Source organism: Pseudomonas sp. OST1909 (assembly GCF_015277575.1).
Lineage (GTDB): Bacteria > Pseudomonadota > Gammaproteobacteria > Pseudomonadales > Pseudomonadaceae > Aquipseudomonas > Aquipseudomonas synxantha_A.
The window spans coordinates 3,656,276-3,672,755 of the sequence record NZ_CP063780.1; the positions used below are offsets into that span (position 1 = coordinate 3,656,276).

Here is a 16,480-nt window from a genome sequence, read left to right on the forward strand (position 1 = left end):
ACGGCAGCATGACCCGAGCAACGCGCATCACCGACCCTTCCTACGAGTTGATGGACGATCACAATGGTCTGTCCATCATCTATCGCCAACACGGCTTCCCCTGCCCGCTGGTGCGCTGGCACTTTCACAAGGAATACGAGCTGCACCTGATCGTCGCCAGCTCCGGCAAGGTGTTTATCGGTGACTACATCGGCAACTTCTACCCGCAAAGCCTGTTCCTCACCGGCCCCAACCTGCCCCACAACTGGATCAGCCAGGTGGAAGAAGGCGAAGTGATCCCCAAGCGCGACATGCTGGTGAACTTCACCGACGAGTTGTTCGAACACGGCAGCCACATCTTCACCGAACTCAAACGCCTGGCGCCGCTGCTCGAACGCGCCCAGTACGGCATCGAATTCCGCTGCAAAAAGACCATCGCCCACGCCATGACCCTCATGCAGCACATCGAAGACGCCCACGGCATGGCGCGACTGGGGCACTTCTTTATCCTGCTGGAGGTGTTGAGCGCCTGTGAGGACTACCAGCTGCTGTCCGGCGTGACCACCCCGCAGCAAGCCGATGAACACAGCATCGACCGCACCAACCGCGCGGTGGACTACATCTTTGCCCACTACGCCCGCGAGCTGCCGCTGGAGGAAGTCGCGGAGTACCTGGGGATGAAACCGACGTATTTTTCCCGTGTATTCAAGCAGGCCACCGGGCGGACTTTTATTGAATTCGTCAATCGGCTGCGCATCAGCAAGTCCTGCGAGTTGCTGGCCGATGGCGACAAGGCCGTGACGGATGTGTGCTTTGAGTCGGGATTCAACAATATCTCCAACTTCAATCGGCGTTTTCAGCAGCTTAAGGGGATGACGCCGTCCCACTATCGACGGTTGGCGGTGCAGCGGTTGACTGAGCAGAATTTGGCTTGAGGTTGATCGTTCGGCAGGCGTCGGGAAACAGAAACGTCTTACAAGGTTTTGAGGTTGTCCCTAGGACACTCAATCTCTAGTCTCCGTACACCGCTGCACACTCAGCGGTCGGGCGTCGCGGCCCGGTTTAATCAGACGCAGAGTGCCATTTCCGCTTTCAGTTGACGTCTTTTTATCGTCTACTGTGCGCCCTTATGGTGGCTGTGCGCGGGATACCTTTGGGTATGCCGGTTTCCTGATTCCGGTCCGCGAACCTGCGTACAGCTACCACCCAATCGCGTCGCGGCGATCAGTGGTAGCTCCACTTAAATCAGGAGTTTCACCATGATCAAACCCACCCCAAATCCCCCAATCGATCCAGCACCCAGTGTGCTGTTCACCGTAAAAGACGGCATCTCCACGCATCACCTACTGGTCAACCTCAGCGAATCCCTAGCCTCTGCCCACGCCCTCCCCTGCGATTTCGCCTTTGATCTCGACGGCTCGCGGCGCGAAGGCGCCCTGGGTATTGCCCAGTTGATCGAGGTATCTCGCTTGCTGGCTGAGCGAGCACTGGCTGATATCGAGCGTTAAGCACGGCATTGATCGTCCCCACGCGTCACGGGGACGATCATCGAGTGCAAAAAAGTATCAGTGAGCGTGCGCCCAAGGATTTGTCACAACCCCCGATTCAAGGCTGTAATCAATGCACACTCTTCCTGACTCGTTGCAGGAAGACACAACAACAATAACCGTCCTTCTGTAGCCCCCTGGGCGCGGAAATGGAGTGCGCGATGAAGTTCACAGCAAAAGCTCTGCTTGCCTGTTCCTGCATGACTGCATGCATGACCCTCAGCGCCGTCAGCCTTGGCGCGCAAACCCTGACCATTGCCACCGTCAACAACAGCGACATGATCCGTATGCAAAAGCTCTCGAAAACCTTCGAGGCCGAGCACCCGGAGATCAAGTTGAACTGGGTGGTGCTTGAAGAAAACGTGCTGCGCCAACGCCTCACCACCGACATCGCCACCCAGGGCGGGCAGTTCGACGTGCTGACCATCGGCATGTACGAAGCCGCACTGTGGGGCGCCAAGGGTTGGCTGGAACCGATGAAGGACCTGCCGGCCTCCTACGACCTTGATGATGTGTTCCCTTCGGTACGTGATGGTTTGTCCGTCAAGGGTTCGCTGTACGCCCTGCCGTTCTACGCCGAAAGCTCGATCACCTATTACCGCACCGACCTGTTCAAGGACGCCGGGCTGACCATGCCCGAGCACCCGACCTGGAGCCAGATCGGCGAGTACGCGGCCAAACTTACTGATAAATCCAAAGAGCAATACGGCCTGTGCCTGCGCGGCAAAGCCGGTTGGGGTGAGAACATGGCGCTGATCACCACCCTGGCCAACGGCTTCGGTGCGCGCTGGTTCGATGAGAAGTGGCAACCGCAATTCAATGGCCCCGAGTGGAAGGACGCGCTGAACTTCTACGTCGACAACATGAAGAAATCCGGCCCGCCGGGTGCGTCCAGCAACGGTTTCAACGAGAACCTGGCGCTGTTCAACAGCGGCAAGTGTGCGATCTGGGTGGATGCCAGCGTGGCGGGCTCGTTTGTTACCGACAAGAGCCAGAGCAAGGTCGCCGAGCATGTCGGCTTCACTTTTGCGCCCCACGAGAAGACCGACAAGGGCACCTCGTGGCTTTACTCCTGGAGCCTGGCGATCCCTACCAGTTCCAAGGCCAAGGACGCAGCCAAGGTGTTCACCAGTTGGGCCACTTCCAAGGAATACGGCCAGCTTGTGGCCAAGACCGACGGCATCGCCAATGTGCCGCCAGGTACGCGCCAATCCACCTACAGCGACGAGTACATGAAGGCCGCGCCGTTCGCCAAGGTGACCCTGGAATCACTGAAAGTGGCCGACCCGACCAAGCCGACCGAGAAGCCCGTGCCGTATATCGGCATCCAGCTGGTGACCATTCCTGAGTTCCAGGCGATTGGTACCCAGGTCGGCAAGTTCTTCTCCGGTGCGTTGACCGGTCAGCAAACGGTGGATGCCGCCTTGACCGCCGCGCAGACCACCACCGAGCGGGAAATGAAGCGGGCTGGTTACCCCAAGTAACCCAGCTTCACCACCGCTAAGTGTGGGAGCAGGGCTTTTGTGGGAGCTGGCTTGCCTGCGATGCAAACGACTCGGTATATCAGTAGCACCGAGGCGGTGCCATCGCAGGCAAGCCAGCTCCCACAGTGACCGCGCTCCGACGCAGATTCTGTAGGCATCTGACTGGTTCTGATCACCATGAATACACCCGCCAAAAACCGCCTGGCCAACCCCGGCTGGTTCCTTGTCAGCCCCTCGGTGGCCTTGTTGCTGCTGTGGATGATCGTGCCGCTGGGCATGACCCTGTACTTTTCGCTGATCCGCTACAACCTGCTCTACCCCGGCGAAAACCAATTCGTGGGGCTGGAAAACTTCAGCTACTTCATCACCGATTCGGGTTTCCTGCCCGGCGCTACCAATACCCTGTTGCTGGTGGGCAGCGTGTTGCTGATCAGCGTGGTGTTCGGCGTGTTGATCAGCGCCCTGCTGGAGGCCAGTGAGTTCCTGGGGCGTGGCATCGTGCGGGTGCTGTTGATTTCGCCATTCTTCATCATGCCCACCGTCGGCGCGCTGATCTGGAAAAACCTGATTTTCCACCCGGTGTCGGGGATCCTCGCCGCCGTGTGGAAGTTCTTCGGCGCCGAGCCGGTGGATTGGTTGGCGCACTACCCGCTGCTGTCGATCATCATCATTGTGTCGTGGCAGTGGCTGCCCTTCGCGATCCTGCTGCTGATGACCGCCATGCAGTCCCTGGACCAGGAACAGAAAGAAGCCGCACGCCTGGACGGTGCCGGCGCCATTGCGATTTTCTGGCACCTGACCCTGCCCCATCTGGCCCGCCCGATTGCCGTGGTGGTGATGATCGAAACCATCTTCCTGCTCTCGGTGTTCGCCGAAATCTTCACCACCACCAACGGTGGCCCGGGCTACGCCTCGACCAACCTCGCCTACCTGATCTACAACCAGGCGCTGGTGCAGTTCGACGTGGGCATGGCCTCGGCCGGTGGCTTGATTGCCGTGGTCATCGCCAATATCGCGGCGATCATCCTGGTGCGGATGATCGGCAAAAACCTGACTGACAAGCCTTGAGGGCCGCGCCATGACACTTCAACAATCCCGCCGCCTGCAAAGCCTGCTGCTCGGCACGTTGGCCTGGGCCATCGCGATCCTGATTTTCTTCCCGATTTTCTGGATGGTGCTGACCAGCTTCAAGACTGAAATCGATGCGTTCGCCACCCCGCCGCAGTTCATCTTCACGCCGACGCTGGAGAACTACCTGCACATCAACGAACGCAGCAACTACTTCGCCTACGCCTGGAACTCGGTGGTGATTTCCTTCAGCGCCACCGCCCTGTGCCTGCTGATCTCGGTGCCGGCCGCCTACTCCATGGCGTTCTACGAAACCCAGCGCACCAAGGGCACGCTGCTGTGGATGCTGTCGACCAAGATGCTGCCACCGGTGGGCGTGCTGATGCCGATCTATCTGTTGGCCAAGAGCTTTGGCCTGTTGGACACGCGCATCGCGCTGATCATCATCTACACCCTGATCAACCTGCCGATTGTGGTGTGGATGGTGTACACCTACTTCAAGGACATCCCCAAGGACATCCTCGAAGCCGCCCGCCTGGACGGCGCCACCCTGTGGCAGGAAATGGTCCGCGTGCTGTTGCCGATCGCCAAGGGTGGCCTGGCCTCCACGGTGTTGCTGTCGCTGATCCTGTGCTGGAACGAGGCGTTCTGGTCGCTGAACCTGACCTCGTCGAGCGCTGCGCCGTTGACCGCACTGATCGCCTCCTACTCCAGCCCCGAAGGTTTGTTCTGGGCCAAGTTGTCCGCCGTCTCGACCCTGGCCTGCGCGCCGATCCTGATCTTTGGCTGGATCAGCCAGAAACAGCTGGTGCGCGGTTTGTCCTTCGGCGCCGTCAAATAATAATTCGAAAAGGAGGCCCATCATGGCCAACCTGAAAATCAAGAATCTGCAAAAAGGCTTCGAAGGTTTCTCGATCATCAAGGGCATCGACCTGGAAGTGAACGACAAGGAATTCGTGGTGTTCGTCGGCCCCTCGGGCTGCGGCAAATCCACCCTGCTACGCCTGATCGCCGGCCTGGAAGAAGTCACGGAAGGCACCATCGAGCTGGATGGCCGCGACATCACCGAAGTGACCCCGGCCAAGCGCGACCTGGCGATGGTGTTCCAGACCTACGCGCTGTACCCGCACATGAGCGTGCGCAAGAACATGTCGTTTGCCCTGGACCTGGCCGGTGTCGACAAGAAGCTGGTCGAGAGCAAGGTCAGCGAAGCGGCGCGCATCCTGGAACTGGGCCCGCTGCTGGAGCGCAAGCCCAAGCAACTGTCCGGCGGCCAGCGTCAGCGTGTGGCGATTGGCCGGGCGATTGTGCGCAACCCGAAGATCTTCCTGTTCGACGAGCCGCTGTCCAACCTCGACGCGGCGCTGCGCGTGCAGATGCGCCTGGAACTGGCGCGCCTGCATAAAGAACTGCAAGCCACCATGATCTACGTGACCCACGACCAGGTTGAAGCCATGACCCTGGCCGACAAAGTCGTGGTGCTCAACAGTGGCCGTATCGAGCAGGTCGGCTCACCGTTGGAGCTGTATCACCAGCCGGCCAACCTGTTTGTGGCCGGCTTTCTCGGCACGCCGAAGATGGGCTTTCTCAAGGGTAAGATCACACGTGTCGAAGGCCAGGACTGCGACGTGCAATTGGACGCCGGCACCCTGATCAGCCTGCCGTTGAGCGGCACGACCTTGAGCGTCGGCAGCGCGGTGACCCTGGGCATTCGTCCCGAGCATCTGGAAATCGCCGCGCCAGGGCAAACCACCCTGACCGTCACCGCTGACGTTGGCGAGCGCCTGGGCAGCGACACCTTCTGCCACGTCATCACCGCCAATGGCGAACCGCTGACCATGCGTATTCGCGGCGACATGGCCAGCCAGTACGGCGAGACGTTGCACCTGCACCTGGACCCGGCGCACTGCCATCTGTTCGACACCGACGGCGTAGCGGTGGCCCGCCCACTGCGCGCTGCCGCCTGATCCCGAGTATTTCCCGATGAAACTGAATAGAGCCAACCTCACGCAGCTGGCGCCGGAAGTGAAAACCCCGGCCTACGCGATTGCCGACACCCGCCAGGGCATCGCCCATATCGGCGTCGGCGGCTTCCACCGTGCGCACCAGGCGTATTACACCGACGCCCTGATGAATACCGGCGAAGGCCTGGACTGGGGCATTTGTGGCGTGGGCCTGCGTGCCGAGGACCGCAAGGCCCGCGACGATCTGGCCGGCCAGGATTACCTGTTTACTCTGTACGAACTGGGCGATACCGACGACACCGAAGTGCGCGTCATCGGCGCCCTCAGCGATATGCTGCTGGCCGAAGACAGCGCTCAGGCGTTGATCGACAAACTGGCTGACCCGGCTATCCGCATCGTCTCGTTGACCATTACCGAGGGCGGCTACTGCATCGATGACAGCAACGGCGAATTCATGGCCCACCTGCCGCAGATCCAGCATGACCTGGCGCACCCCAAGACACCCAAAACCGTGTTCGGCTTTATCTGCGCAGCGCTCACCCAACGCCGCGCCGCCGGCACTGCGGCATTTACCGTCATGTCCTGCGATAACCTGCCGCACAACGGCGCCGTCACACGCAAGGCACTGCTGGCCTTCGCCGCGCTGCACAACGCCGAGCTGCATGACTGGATCAACACCAACGTGAGCTTCCCGAACGCCATGGTCGACCGCATCACGCCAATGACCAGCACCGCCCACCGCCTGCAACTGCATGATGAACATGGCGTCGACGATGCCTGGCCGGTGGTGTGCGAACCGTTTGTGCAGTGGGTGCTGGAAGACAAGTTCGTCAACGGTCGTCCGGCCTGGGAAAAGGTCGGCGTGCAGTTCACCGATGACGTCACGCCTTACGAAGAGATGAAGATCGGCCTGCTCAACGGCAGCCATCTGGCGCTCACCTACCTGGGGTTTCTCAAGGGTTATCGGTTTGTCCACGAGACCATGAACGACCCGCTGTTCGTGGCGTATATGCGTGCGTACATGGACCTGGACGTCACGCCGAACCTGGCGCCGGTGCCGGGCATCGACCTGACGGCGTACAAGCAGACGCTGGTGGAGCGTTTTTCCAACCAGGCGATTGCCGACCAGTTGGAGCGGGTGTGTTCCGATGGTTCGTCGAAGTTTCCCAAGTTCACCGTGCCGACCATCAATCGCCTGATTGCCGATGGGCGCGAGACTGAGCGCGCTGCGCTGGTGGTGGCGGCCTGGGCCTTGTATTTGAAGGGGGTGGATGAAAATGGCGTGCGTTACAAGATCCCCGATCCACGGGCCGAGTTCTGCCAGGCGCTGGTGACGGATGACGCGCTGATCAGCCAGCGCTTGCTGGGGGTAGAGGAGATTTTTGGCGTGGCTATTCCCAAGTCGGCGGAGTTTGTGGCAGCGTTCGAGCGGTGTTATGCAAGCTTGCGTGACAAAGGCGTCACCGAAACCCTGAGGCAACTCCTGAAGAAACCGGATTAAAACTGTGGGAGGGGGCTTGCTCCCGATAGCGGTAGGTCAGAGAAAGGTATTTGACTGACACTCCCTCATCGGGAGCAAGCCCCCTCCCACACTTGACCGGGTTACCAATCCAAAAATAATACTGCTGAGCACTCCATCATGACCCAGCACAACCTGTTCCTCGGAATCGACTGCGGCACCCAAGGCACCAAGGCCATCGTCCTCGACGCCTCCAGCGGCAAGGTGCTGGGCCTGGGCGCCGCCGCGCATACCTTGATCAGCGGCACCAACGGCCGCCGCGAGCAACACACCCAGGAATGGCTGGACGCCTTCACCGAAGCCACCCACCGCGCCCTGCAACAAGCCGGGGTGGACGGCCAGGACATCCTTGGCATCGGCGTGTCCGGCCAGCAGCACGGCCTGGTGTTGCTGGACGAACAAGGTGAAGTACTGCGCCCGGCCAAGTTATGGTGCGACACCGAAACCGCGCCAGAGAACGAGCGCCTGCTGGCACACCTTGGCGGCGAAAGCGGCTCCCTGGAGCGCCTGGGCGTAGCCATCGCGCCGGGCTACACCGTCTCCAAACTGCTCTGGACCCGCGAACAGCACCCGGACGTATTTGCACGCATCGCCCATATCCTGCTGCCCCACGACTACCTCAACTACTGGCTCACCGGTCGCGCCTGCGCCGAGTACGGCGACGCCTCGGGCACCGGTTACTTTGACGTGCGCAGCCGCACCTGGGATGTGGCGCTGCTCAGGCACATCGACCCCAGCGGCCGCCTGGAGGCAGCGTTGCCGCAGTTGATCGAAGCCGACCAGGCGGTGGGCACGATCCTGCCGGCCATTGCCGAGCGCCTGGGGATCAACCCCAACGCCGTGGTGTCCAGCGGCGGCGGCGACAATATGATGGGCGCCATCGGCACCGGCAATATCGCTCCCGGCGTGATCACCATGAGCCTGGGCTCATCGGGCACCGTGTATGCGTTTGCCGACCAGCCCAACGCCAGCCCGCAGGCGTCGGTAGCGACCTTTTGCTCGTCCAGTGGCGGCTGGCTGCCACTGATCTGCACCATGAACCTGACCAACGCCACCGGGGTGATCCGCGAGCTGTTCGAACTCGACTTGCAAGCGTTCAACGCCCTGGTCGAGCAAGCCCCGATTGGCGCCGAGGGGGTGAGCATGCTGCCGTTTCTCAATGGCGAACGCGTGCCTGCCCTGCCCCACGCCACCGGCAGCCTGCACGGTCTGACCATGACCAACCTGACCCGTGCCAACCTGTGCCGCGCCGTGGTCGAGGGCACCACCTTCGGCCTGCGCTATGGCCTCGACCTGCTGCGCCAGACCGGCCTGCAAAGCCAGAGCATCCGCCTGATCGGCGGCGGTTCGAAAAGCCCGGTGTGGCGGCAGATGGTCGCCGATATCATGCACACCGAAGTGGTGTGCACCGAACAGAGCGAAGCCGCCGCCCTTGGCGCGGCAATCCAGGCCGCCTGGTGCCAGAGCGGCGAACCCTTGGCCAGCCTGTGCGACAAATGTGTGAGCGTCGACCCGGCCAGCCGTACCTTGCCGGCAACCGAGAGTGTCAGCGCCTATCAACAGGCGTATGAGCGTTATCAACAGCACGTGGCATCCCTTTAAGAGCGAACGACTATGTATTTGGTGTGTGGTGAGGCGCTGTTTGATTTTTTCAGCGAGGAGGATGCCAGCGGGCAGGCCGCCAAAGTCAATTACAAGGCGATTGCCGGGGGCTCGCCCTTCAATGTGGCGGTGGGCCTGCGCCGTCTGGGGATTGAAGCCGGGTTGTTCGGCGGCCTGTCCAGCGACTTCCTCGGCCGGCGCTTGTTGCAGGTGCTGAAAAATGAAGGGGTCAGCGAGCAGTTCCTGGTGGAATTCGCCGCGCCGACCACGTTGTCGATGGTCGCTGTGGGCGCCAATGGCTCACCGCAGTACAACTTCCGTGGCGAAGGCTGTGCGGATCGGTTGCTGGAAGTCGCGCATTTGCCGGTACTGGGCGATGAGGTGCGCGGGCTGCATATCGGCTCGTTCTCACTGGTGGTGCAACCGATTGGCGACACCCTTCTGGCGCTGGTCAAGCGCGAAAGCGGCAAGCGCCTGATCAGCCTGGACCCTAACGTGCGCCTTAACCCGCAGCCGGACATCCAACTATGGCGTGATCGCGTCGCCGAACTGGTCACACATGCCGACCTGATCAAGGTCAGCGATGAGGACCTGCACCTGCTCTACCCCGACCAGTCACCCGAAAGTGTGCTGCAAGGCTGGCTGCAACACCGCTGCCAACTGGTGTTCCTCACCCGCGGCGGCGACGGTGCCAGCGTGTTCAGCCGTCAGCACGGCAACTGGTCGGCACCGGCAGTCAAGGTGGAGATGGCCGACACGGTCGGCGCCGGGGATACTTTTCAGGCGGCATTGATTGCCTGGCTGACCGAGCATCAGCTTGATTCAGTGACTGGCCTGCAACAGCTCACGCGCGCGCAGATTGATAACATGCTCGGCTTTGCGATTCGGGCTGCCGCGTTGACCTGTACCAAAACCGGCCCCGACCTGCCGTACCGTCACCAACTGACGGACGCGCACATTTCGCGCAATTGAGCGAACACGTTGTTGTAGGAGCGAGCTTGCTCGCTCCTACAGTGGCTAGTGATAACCGCGCCCGCCTGCTCGTTGCGGAGCCGGGGCATGGCTGTACTTGAGATCTTCACGCAACCCCGTGATCAGGTTGCAAATGGCTCGGCTGCTGTCGAGCTTATCGGCATTGATGCCTTTGACTTCCAAATCCACTCGATCACGGTTGCGCTCGTCATAGACTTTGATCGTCAGCGAAGCATCTTCGGCCTTGGTGCATTCACACCGTTTGGGCAGGAAACTTCCTTCAATAATGCTGCGCAACTCTAATTCCGAAAGCATGGTCAACTTCTCCATTTTCAAGACTGCCAACAGATTTTTTATGGGTCATGCAGGCACTTGCCAGCCTTGGAAAGTGCCCTCAACCACCAAGCCTACTCGGCTAAATCAAGCTGCGTTGTAACCATTCCTCATAAGCCAACAGCGGTTTTATATAATTAAACTTTGAACTATAAGTTCTGTATAAATCATCGCCAAACCGCCTCGATTAAACGTTTAACCCACCGTTTCAAATCAGACCGGACCGAGTGCCACGACTCTTTCTGCAACATAACGCAAACTATCAAAGTTGATATTCGCCCCCGAATTTACCGCCACCAGGGTCTGGCCGCGCACACCCCGCTCAGCCACGTACTTGCGAATGCCCGCTACGGCCAGTGCGCCAGACGGTTCGGTGATGGAGCGGGTATCGTCGTAGATCAGCTTGATGGCACCGCACAATTCGTCGTTGCTCACGGTGACGACTTCATCCACCCAGTCCCGGCAGATCTCGAAACCGTAGGCGCCGATCTGTGCGACCGCGGTGCCATCGGCAAACCCGTCGACGCTGGGCAGCACTACCCGCTCACCAGCGCGCAATGCAGCCAGCAGGCAACTGGAACCTTCAGGTTCCACACCGATGATGCGTACCTCGGGACGCAGGTATTTGACGTACGCCGCGATTCCGGCGATCAAGCCACCGCCGCCCACCGGTACGAAGATCGCGTGCAGCGGGCCTTGCTGTTGACGCAGTATTTCCATGGCCACTGTGCCTTGGCCAGCGATCACATCGGGATCATCGAACGGCGAAACAAAGGTGCAACCCGCCACCTCGGCCAGCTGCAACGCGTGGGCCAGGGCAAACGCAAAGCTCTCGCCATGCAGCACTGCCTCGGCGCCCCGGGAACGCACGCCCAGCACCTTCAATTCCGGCGTGCTGCACGGCATGACGATACGCGCCTTGATGCCCAGTTCCCGCGCAGCCAACGCCACGCCCTGCGCATGATTACCCGCAGAGGCGGTCACCACGCCACAGGCTTTCTGCTCATCGCTCAGTTGCACCAGCTTGTTGTAGGCGCCACGAATCTTGAAGGAAAAGGTCGGTTGCAGGTCTTCGCGTTTGAGCAGTACCTGGTTGCCCAGTAACGCGGATAGCGCAGGCGCCGGCTGCAAGGGCGTGCGCACCGCCACGTCGTAAACCGGGGCGGCGAGGATCTTTTTCACGTAGTGCTCAAGCAATCCTGTATCGGCGGCAGGTTGCACGGCGCTGTGGGAACTCATGGGCGTCTCCTGGTGTTGGTGTGCTGCCCAGGAGTCGGAAAAACAAAACCCGCCTCTAGGGCGGGTTTGGGTGCAGCCGTGTGCTATCCCGCCAAATGAGGAATGGCGGTAATAATAATGCTCGGCTGGCGGCGCAAGGCTTGAAATGTCATGCAACGAAATTAACCGGCGGTGGTTGGACAAGTCAATGGCCTGTCGCCATTTAGCCGGCTGGACTTTACGATGAACATACAAAACGTATACGCTTTGTATATCCCTCCAACACAGTGAACGCCATGGGCATCGTCAAGATCACCGACCAACTGCACGAACAGCTACGCCTGGCCAGCGCCGCCATGGACCGCTCAATCAATGCCCAGGCCGAGTTCTGGATCAAGATCGGCCTGCTGGCCGAACTCAACCCACACCTGCCCTACAACGAACTGATCAACAAGCTGCTGCTGGACAAACCCGACCTCATCCGAGGGCGCGGCTGATGATCAAGACCCCCGCACAACTGGCGGTGATGCGCGAATCCGGGCGCCTGCTGGCCCAGGTATTCAGCATGCTCGACGGTTTTGTCGCCGCCGGGCGCTCGACCCTGGAGCTGGACAGCGCCGTCGAGGCCTTCATCCGCAACGAGCTCAAAGCCCGCCCGGCGAGTCTTGGGCAATACGACTACCCCTTTTGCATCAACACCTCGATCAACGAAGTGGTGTGCCATGGCATGCCCAGCGCCAAGGAGGTGTTGAAAGACGGCGACATCATCAACATCGATATCACTCTGGAGAAAGGCGGGTTTATCGCTGACTCCAGCAAGATGTACATGATCGGTAACGTGGCGCCCAAGGCCAGGCGTCTAGTGGAACAGACCTTTGAAGCCATGTGGGCCGGCATTCGCCAGGTTCGCCCCGGCGCACGACTGGGCGATATCGGCCATGCGATCCAGAGCCATGCACAGGCCAACGGCTACAGCGTAGTACGTGAGTATTGCGGCCACGGCATCGGCCGGCAGATGCACGAGGACCCCCAAGTGCTGCACTTCGGCCGCCCCGGCACCGGGCTGGAACTGCGCGAAGGCATGGTGTTTACCATCGAGCCAATGCTCAATCAGGGCAGCGCCAAGGTGCGCGACCTCAAGGACGGCTGGACAGTGGTGACCAAGGACAACAGCCTGTCGGCGCAGTGGGAACATACCGTGGCGGTGACGGCAGACGGGTTTGAGGTGCTGACACTGCAACCGCACACCGACGCATAACCTGTGGGAGCTGGCTTGCCTGCGATGGCATCGACCGTGTGTCACTGACACACCGAGACGCCGGCATCGCAGGCAAGCCAGCTCCCACAGGGGAAATCAGTGTTCACGCATGACTGGCGCCGCCAGCGATGCGCTTGAGCCCGAACACCATCAACCCCGCCCCCATCGTCACCAGCCCTGACCCTGGCGTTTCAGCTCCAGGCGTCGCACGAACTCCTCCAGCACCAGCGCATACAGGTCGTCTTGCAGATAGGCATCTTCAATACCGGCGTCCATGTTCGGGTTGTCGTTGACCTCGATCACCACCACCTTGTCGCCGGACTGCTTGAGGTCAACACCGTAGAGGCCGTCGCCGATCAGGTTGGCGGTCTTTACCGCCAGTTCCACCACCGCCTTGGGCGCTTCATGGACCGCCAGGGTGCGGCATTCGCCGTTGATATCCAGGCCGATAGCCTTGTGATTATAAATCTGCCAATGGCCCTTGGACATGAAGTACTGGCACGCGAAGATCGGCTTGCGGTTGAGCACACCGATGCGCCAGTCGTACTCGGTGTAGAAAAACTCCTGGGCCAGCAACAGCACCGAATGTTCAAACAACTCGGCGGTGGCCTTGAGCAGGGCTTCCTGGCTTTGCACCTTGATCACGCCGCGCGAGAAGCAACCGTCGGGGATCTTCAACACCAGCGGGAAGCCCAGGCGCTCGCCGACCCTTTCGAAGTCTTCCGGTCGCTCCTTGTAGAGAATCTCGGTGGCAGGCATGCCCAGTTGATGGCTGTTGAGCAGGTCGGTGAGGTAAACCTTGTTGGTGCACCGCAGGATCGACGCCGGGTCGTCCATCACCACCAGGCCTTCGCTTTCGGCTTTTTTTGGCGAAGCGGTAGGTATGGTTGTCGACACTGGTGGTCTCGCGGATCAGTAAGGCGTCGTACTCGGCCAGACGTGAATAATCCTTGCGCTCGATCAACTCCACATCGATGCCCAGGCTCTTGCCGACCCGCACAAAGTTTTCCAGGGCGCGGGCATTGGACGGTGGCAGTTGCTCCTGACGGTCGTGCAGAATCGCCAGGTCATACCGCGCCAAACGGCGTGAGCGCGGCTGGCGCCAGACCTTGCGGCTGAAGTTGTCGAGGGCGTGGGCGAACTGATCTTCCTGGTCATCGCGCAACTTGTGCAACACGCCGGACTTAACCCCGTCGATATGCCAGCCATTGTGTTTGCGAAACTCAACTAACAAGATCGGGCACGGAAAGGTTTCAAATAACTGGCGGGCCAGCTCTTGCAGCGGCTCTATATTGGTTCGACCAAAATAAAGTGTCAGGATAAAGCCTTCGGTATTGCTGTAAAGGTGATGACTCAGGGCTTTATCGAGGGTTTTATCCAGGTCGTCCAGTGACAAGCCATACAGCGACTTTTTAGTCAGTTCACTGATGGTGCGCACCGACGGAATCACCTTGTGCCCGCGCGCTTCGGCCAGCAATGAGCAGTAGTAACCATGGCCCAGGTACTTGTAACTGCGGCACAGGTTGATGACCTGCACACGTTTGCCCGTCTCGCTTTCACGGGTTTGCTCAAGGTATTCCTGGGCCGTCACGATGTCTTCGCTGGGAAAGTAGGAGGCCCAATCTTCCTTGCGTTCGACAATGATCACCACTTGCTTGGACGCTTTGGTGGCGACCGATAAATAACCGCTGGAAGTTATTGTCGCCGCGACGTTTTGCTCGGATACTTCACGCCAATGACCTTGTACCGCTGACATAATATTTGATCCGCTTTAGAGAACTCGACCTTTTCTATTAAGCACGATCTTTTAGATAAGTCCCGTTTCGTTACGTAACTTTTACGGCGGTTATATGGCTCTTTCCTTTCGCGTTGCAACCCCCGCTGATGGGCCTCAATTGGTCGCACTGGAACACCACTGTTTCACCACCGACCGGCTCTCACCGCGCAGTTTCCAGTGGATGATCAGCCGTGCCCATGGCCAGTTACTGGTAGCGGAAAACGACGCGCAATTGCTCGGTTATGCACTGTTGTTGTTCCATCGCGGCACTTCACTGGCCCGCCTGTACTCCATCGCCATCGCCGAACATGCGCGCGGTATGGGCCTGGGCAAGCAATTGCTGACGCGCATCGAGGCCTGCGCCCTGGAACATGATTGCGCCTACCTGCGCCTGGAGGTGCGCATCGACAACCCCGGTGCCCTGGCGCTGTACGAGCGCAATGGCTACCGCCGCTTTGCGCTGATAAATGACTATTACGAGGATCACACCGCCGCTATTCGGCTGGAAAAGCGCATCCTCCAGCACTAGGTCGCACGCCCCAGAACGTACAGCGATGTCGAACAGGTACTCGGCGGCGCCCTGGATCGACCCCAGGTATTGCAGGCCGGGGTGCTGTTTAAGCCACCTGCTTGACCCCGGCCTTGGCTTCCAGCTCGCGTACCAGCGGTAAGACGCGTTGGCCGAAGTATTCGACTTCCTCTTGAAAATGCAGGAAGCCGGCCAGTATCAGGTCCACGCCCACGGCCTTGAGCGCAATGATGCGCTCGGCGATCTGCTGCGGCGTGCCGATCAGGTTGGTCTTGAAGCCGTCGTTGTATTGCACCAGGTCTTCAAAGCTGGACTTGGCCCAGTTGCCCTCGCCTTCCGGTGAGGCCTGGCCCGCCTGTTTGGCCGCATCGCCAAACGCATGCACCGCTTCGGGGTCGGCTTTTTCGATGATTTCGGCGAGTACGGCGCGGGCTTCTTCTTCGGTGTCGCGGGCGATCACGAAGGCGTTTACACCCACTTTCACCGAATGGTGATTGGCGCCAGCCTTGGTGCGAATGTCGTCAACCTGAGCCTTGATGCCTTCGGGCGTGTTGCCGTTGGTGAAGTACCAGTCCGACACGCGTGCCGCCATGTCCCGCGCCGCCCGTGAGCTGCCGCCCTGGAACACTTCCGGCTGGCCGAGCGGTTTGGGTTTCAAGCTGTAATTGTTGAAGCGGTAGAAGTCGCCCTTGAAAGTGAAATCGTCCTGGGTCCAGATGCCTTTGAGGGCGCGGATAAATTCCTCGGAGCGGCGATAACGTTCGTCGTGTTCCAGCCAGGGTTCGCCGATCGCCTGGAATTCGCCCTTGAACCAGCCACTGACGATATTCACCGCGATGCGCCCGTTGGTGAGCTGGTCGATGGTCGCCAGTTGTTTGGCTGCCAACGCCGGCTGCCAAGGGCCGGGCAGGATCGCCGCGATCACCTTGAGCGTGGTGGTCGCCGCCAGCAACGCATGGCTGAACGCGACGGACTCATGCTGGTTGTCGGCGCCGTAACCGGCGGTGAAGCGAATTTGCGTCAGGCCATATTCGAAGCCGGCCGCCTCGGCCACCTGCGCAAGCTTGCGGTTGTAGTCGATGCCCCAGTGAGTGCGCTGTTCTATCTTGCTGACCACCAGCCCACCGCTGACGTTGGGCACCCAATAGGCAAATTTCACGGCTTGCTGACTCATCGGACGATACCTCGCACAAAAGGATGTCATGTGGCTTACGCAGCAAGCGTGCCAGT

At 60.1% G+C, this 16,480-nt stretch carries 14 protein-coding genes and 2 pseudogenes; 12 read left to right on the forward strand and 4 right to left on the reverse strand.

What is annotated here, in order from left to right:
- The first annotated feature begins 8 nt into the window (after nucleotides 1-8).
- The 9 genes from IH404_RS15885 to IH404_RS15925 all read left to right on the forward strand — a co-directional run bounded on the left by IH404_RS15885 (nucleotide 9) and on the right by IH404_RS15925 (nucleotide 10,135).
- Nucleotides 9-914, forward strand: a complete 906-nt coding sequence (locus IH404_RS15885) for an AraC family transcriptional regulator (protein ID WP_194438397.1) — start codon at nucleotides 9-11, stop codon at nucleotides 912-914.
- 324 nt (nucleotides 915-1,238) lie between these two features.
- Complete coding sequence (locus tag IH404_RS15890) at nucleotides 1,239-1,487, forward strand: DUF6124 family protein (RefSeq protein ID WP_194438400.1); 249 nt, start codon at nucleotides 1,239-1,241, stop codon at nucleotides 1,485-1,487.
- Between the two features lie 200 nt (nucleotides 1,488-1,687).
- The gene (locus tag IH404_RS15895) at nucleotides 1,688-3,010 is read left to right on the forward strand and encodes a sugar ABC transporter substrate-binding protein (RefSeq protein WP_005788580.1); all 1,323 of its coding nucleotides are present in this window, start codon (nucleotides 1,688-1,690) and stop codon (nucleotides 3,008-3,010) included.
- Nucleotides 3,011-3,187: 177 nt separating this feature from the next.
- Nucleotides 3,188-4,078 (forward strand): sugar ABC transporter permease, encoded by an 891-nt coding sequence (locus IH404_RS15900; protein WP_005788581.1) that lies wholly within the window; start codon nucleotides 3,188-3,190, stop codon nucleotides 4,076-4,078.
- 10 nt (nucleotides 4,079-4,088) lie between these two features.
- Nucleotides 4,089-4,919, forward strand: a complete 831-nt coding sequence (locus IH404_RS15905; RefSeq protein WP_005788583.1) for a carbohydrate ABC transporter permease — start codon at nucleotides 4,089-4,091, stop codon at nucleotides 4,917-4,919.
- Nucleotides 4,920-4,941: 22 nt separating this feature from the next.
- Nucleotides 4,942-6,045, forward strand: a complete 1,104-nt coding sequence (ugpC, locus tag IH404_RS15910) for a sn-glycerol-3-phosphate ABC transporter ATP-binding protein UgpC (protein WP_005788584.1) — start codon at nucleotides 4,942-4,944, stop codon at nucleotides 6,043-6,045.
- Nucleotides 6,046-6,061: 16 nt separating this feature from the next.
- Entirely contained in the window at nucleotides 6,062-7,543 is a 1,482-nt protein-coding gene (locus IH404_RS15915) for a mannitol dehydrogenase family protein (protein WP_194438403.1), read from the forward strand.
- 138 nt (nucleotides 7,544-7,681) lie between these two features.
- Nucleotides 7,682-9,163 carry a xylulokinase gene (gene xylB / locus IH404_RS15920; RefSeq protein ID WP_194438405.1) on the forward strand — a complete coding sequence of 494 codons (1,482 nt, stop codon included), beginning with the start codon at nucleotides 7,682-7,684 and terminating at the stop codon, nucleotides 9,161-9,163.
- Between the two features lie 12 nt (nucleotides 9,164-9,175).
- Nucleotides 9,176-10,135, forward strand: a complete 960-nt coding sequence (locus IH404_RS15925; RefSeq protein WP_194438407.1) for a carbohydrate kinase — start codon at nucleotides 9,176-9,178, stop codon at nucleotides 10,133-10,135.
- Between the two features lie 45 nt (nucleotides 10,136-10,180).
- Here the strand turns inward: IH404_RS15925 and IH404_RS15930 are convergent, their stop codons facing one another.
- A complete protein-coding gene (locus IH404_RS15930; RefSeq protein WP_005788590.1) occupies nucleotides 10,181-10,450 on the reverse strand; it encodes a DUF1652 domain-containing protein in 270 nt (89 codons plus the stop codon).
- A 231-nt stretch (nucleotides 10,451-10,681) separates the two neighbouring features.
- Nucleotides 10,682-11,707 carry a threonine ammonia-lyase, biosynthetic gene (ilvA, locus tag IH404_RS15935; RefSeq protein ID WP_194438409.1) on the reverse strand — a complete coding sequence of 342 codons (1,026 nt, stop codon included), beginning with the start codon at nucleotides 11,705-11,707 and terminating at the stop codon, nucleotides 10,682-10,684.
- Between the two features lie 275 nt (nucleotides 11,708-11,982).
- Here ilvA and IH404_RS15940 point away from each other — a divergent pair, with 275 nt between their 5' ends.
- Together IH404_RS15940 and map are read left to right on the forward strand one after the other, a co-directional pair.
- Entirely contained in the window at nucleotides 11,983-12,183 is a 201-nt protein-coding gene (locus IH404_RS15940) for a ParD-like family protein (RefSeq protein WP_017135045.1), read from the forward strand.
- Nucleotides 12,183-12,944, forward strand: a complete 762-nt coding sequence (map, locus tag IH404_RS15945; RefSeq protein ID WP_194438411.1) for a type I methionyl aminopeptidase — start codon at nucleotides 12,183-12,185, stop codon at nucleotides 12,942-12,944. The genes IH404_RS15940 and map overlap by 1 nt, the downstream gene beginning before the upstream one ends.
- Nucleotides 12,945-13,112: 168 nt before the next feature.
- Here map and IH404_RS15950 read toward each other — a convergent pair.
- Nucleotides 13,113-14,700 (reverse strand): annotated as a pseudogene (locus IH404_RS15950) (RimK family protein).
- A 94-nt stretch (nucleotides 14,701-14,794) separates the two neighbouring features.
- On the opposite strand from IH404_RS15950, the pseudogene IH404_RS15955 reads away from it, so the two are divergent.
- Nucleotides 14,795-15,247: pseudogene (locus IH404_RS15955) on the forward strand (N-acetyltransferase); the annotation flags it as partial.
- 91 nt (nucleotides 15,248-15,338) lie between these two features.
- Here the strand turns inward: IH404_RS15955 and sfnG are convergent.
- Nucleotides 15,339-16,424, reverse strand: coding sequence for a dimethylsulfone monooxygenase SfnG (gene sfnG, locus IH404_RS15960; RefSeq protein ID WP_194438413.1), 1,086 nt, complete (start codon nucleotides 16,422-16,424; stop codon nucleotides 15,339-15,341).
- Nucleotides 16,425-16,480: the final 56 nt, after the last annotated feature.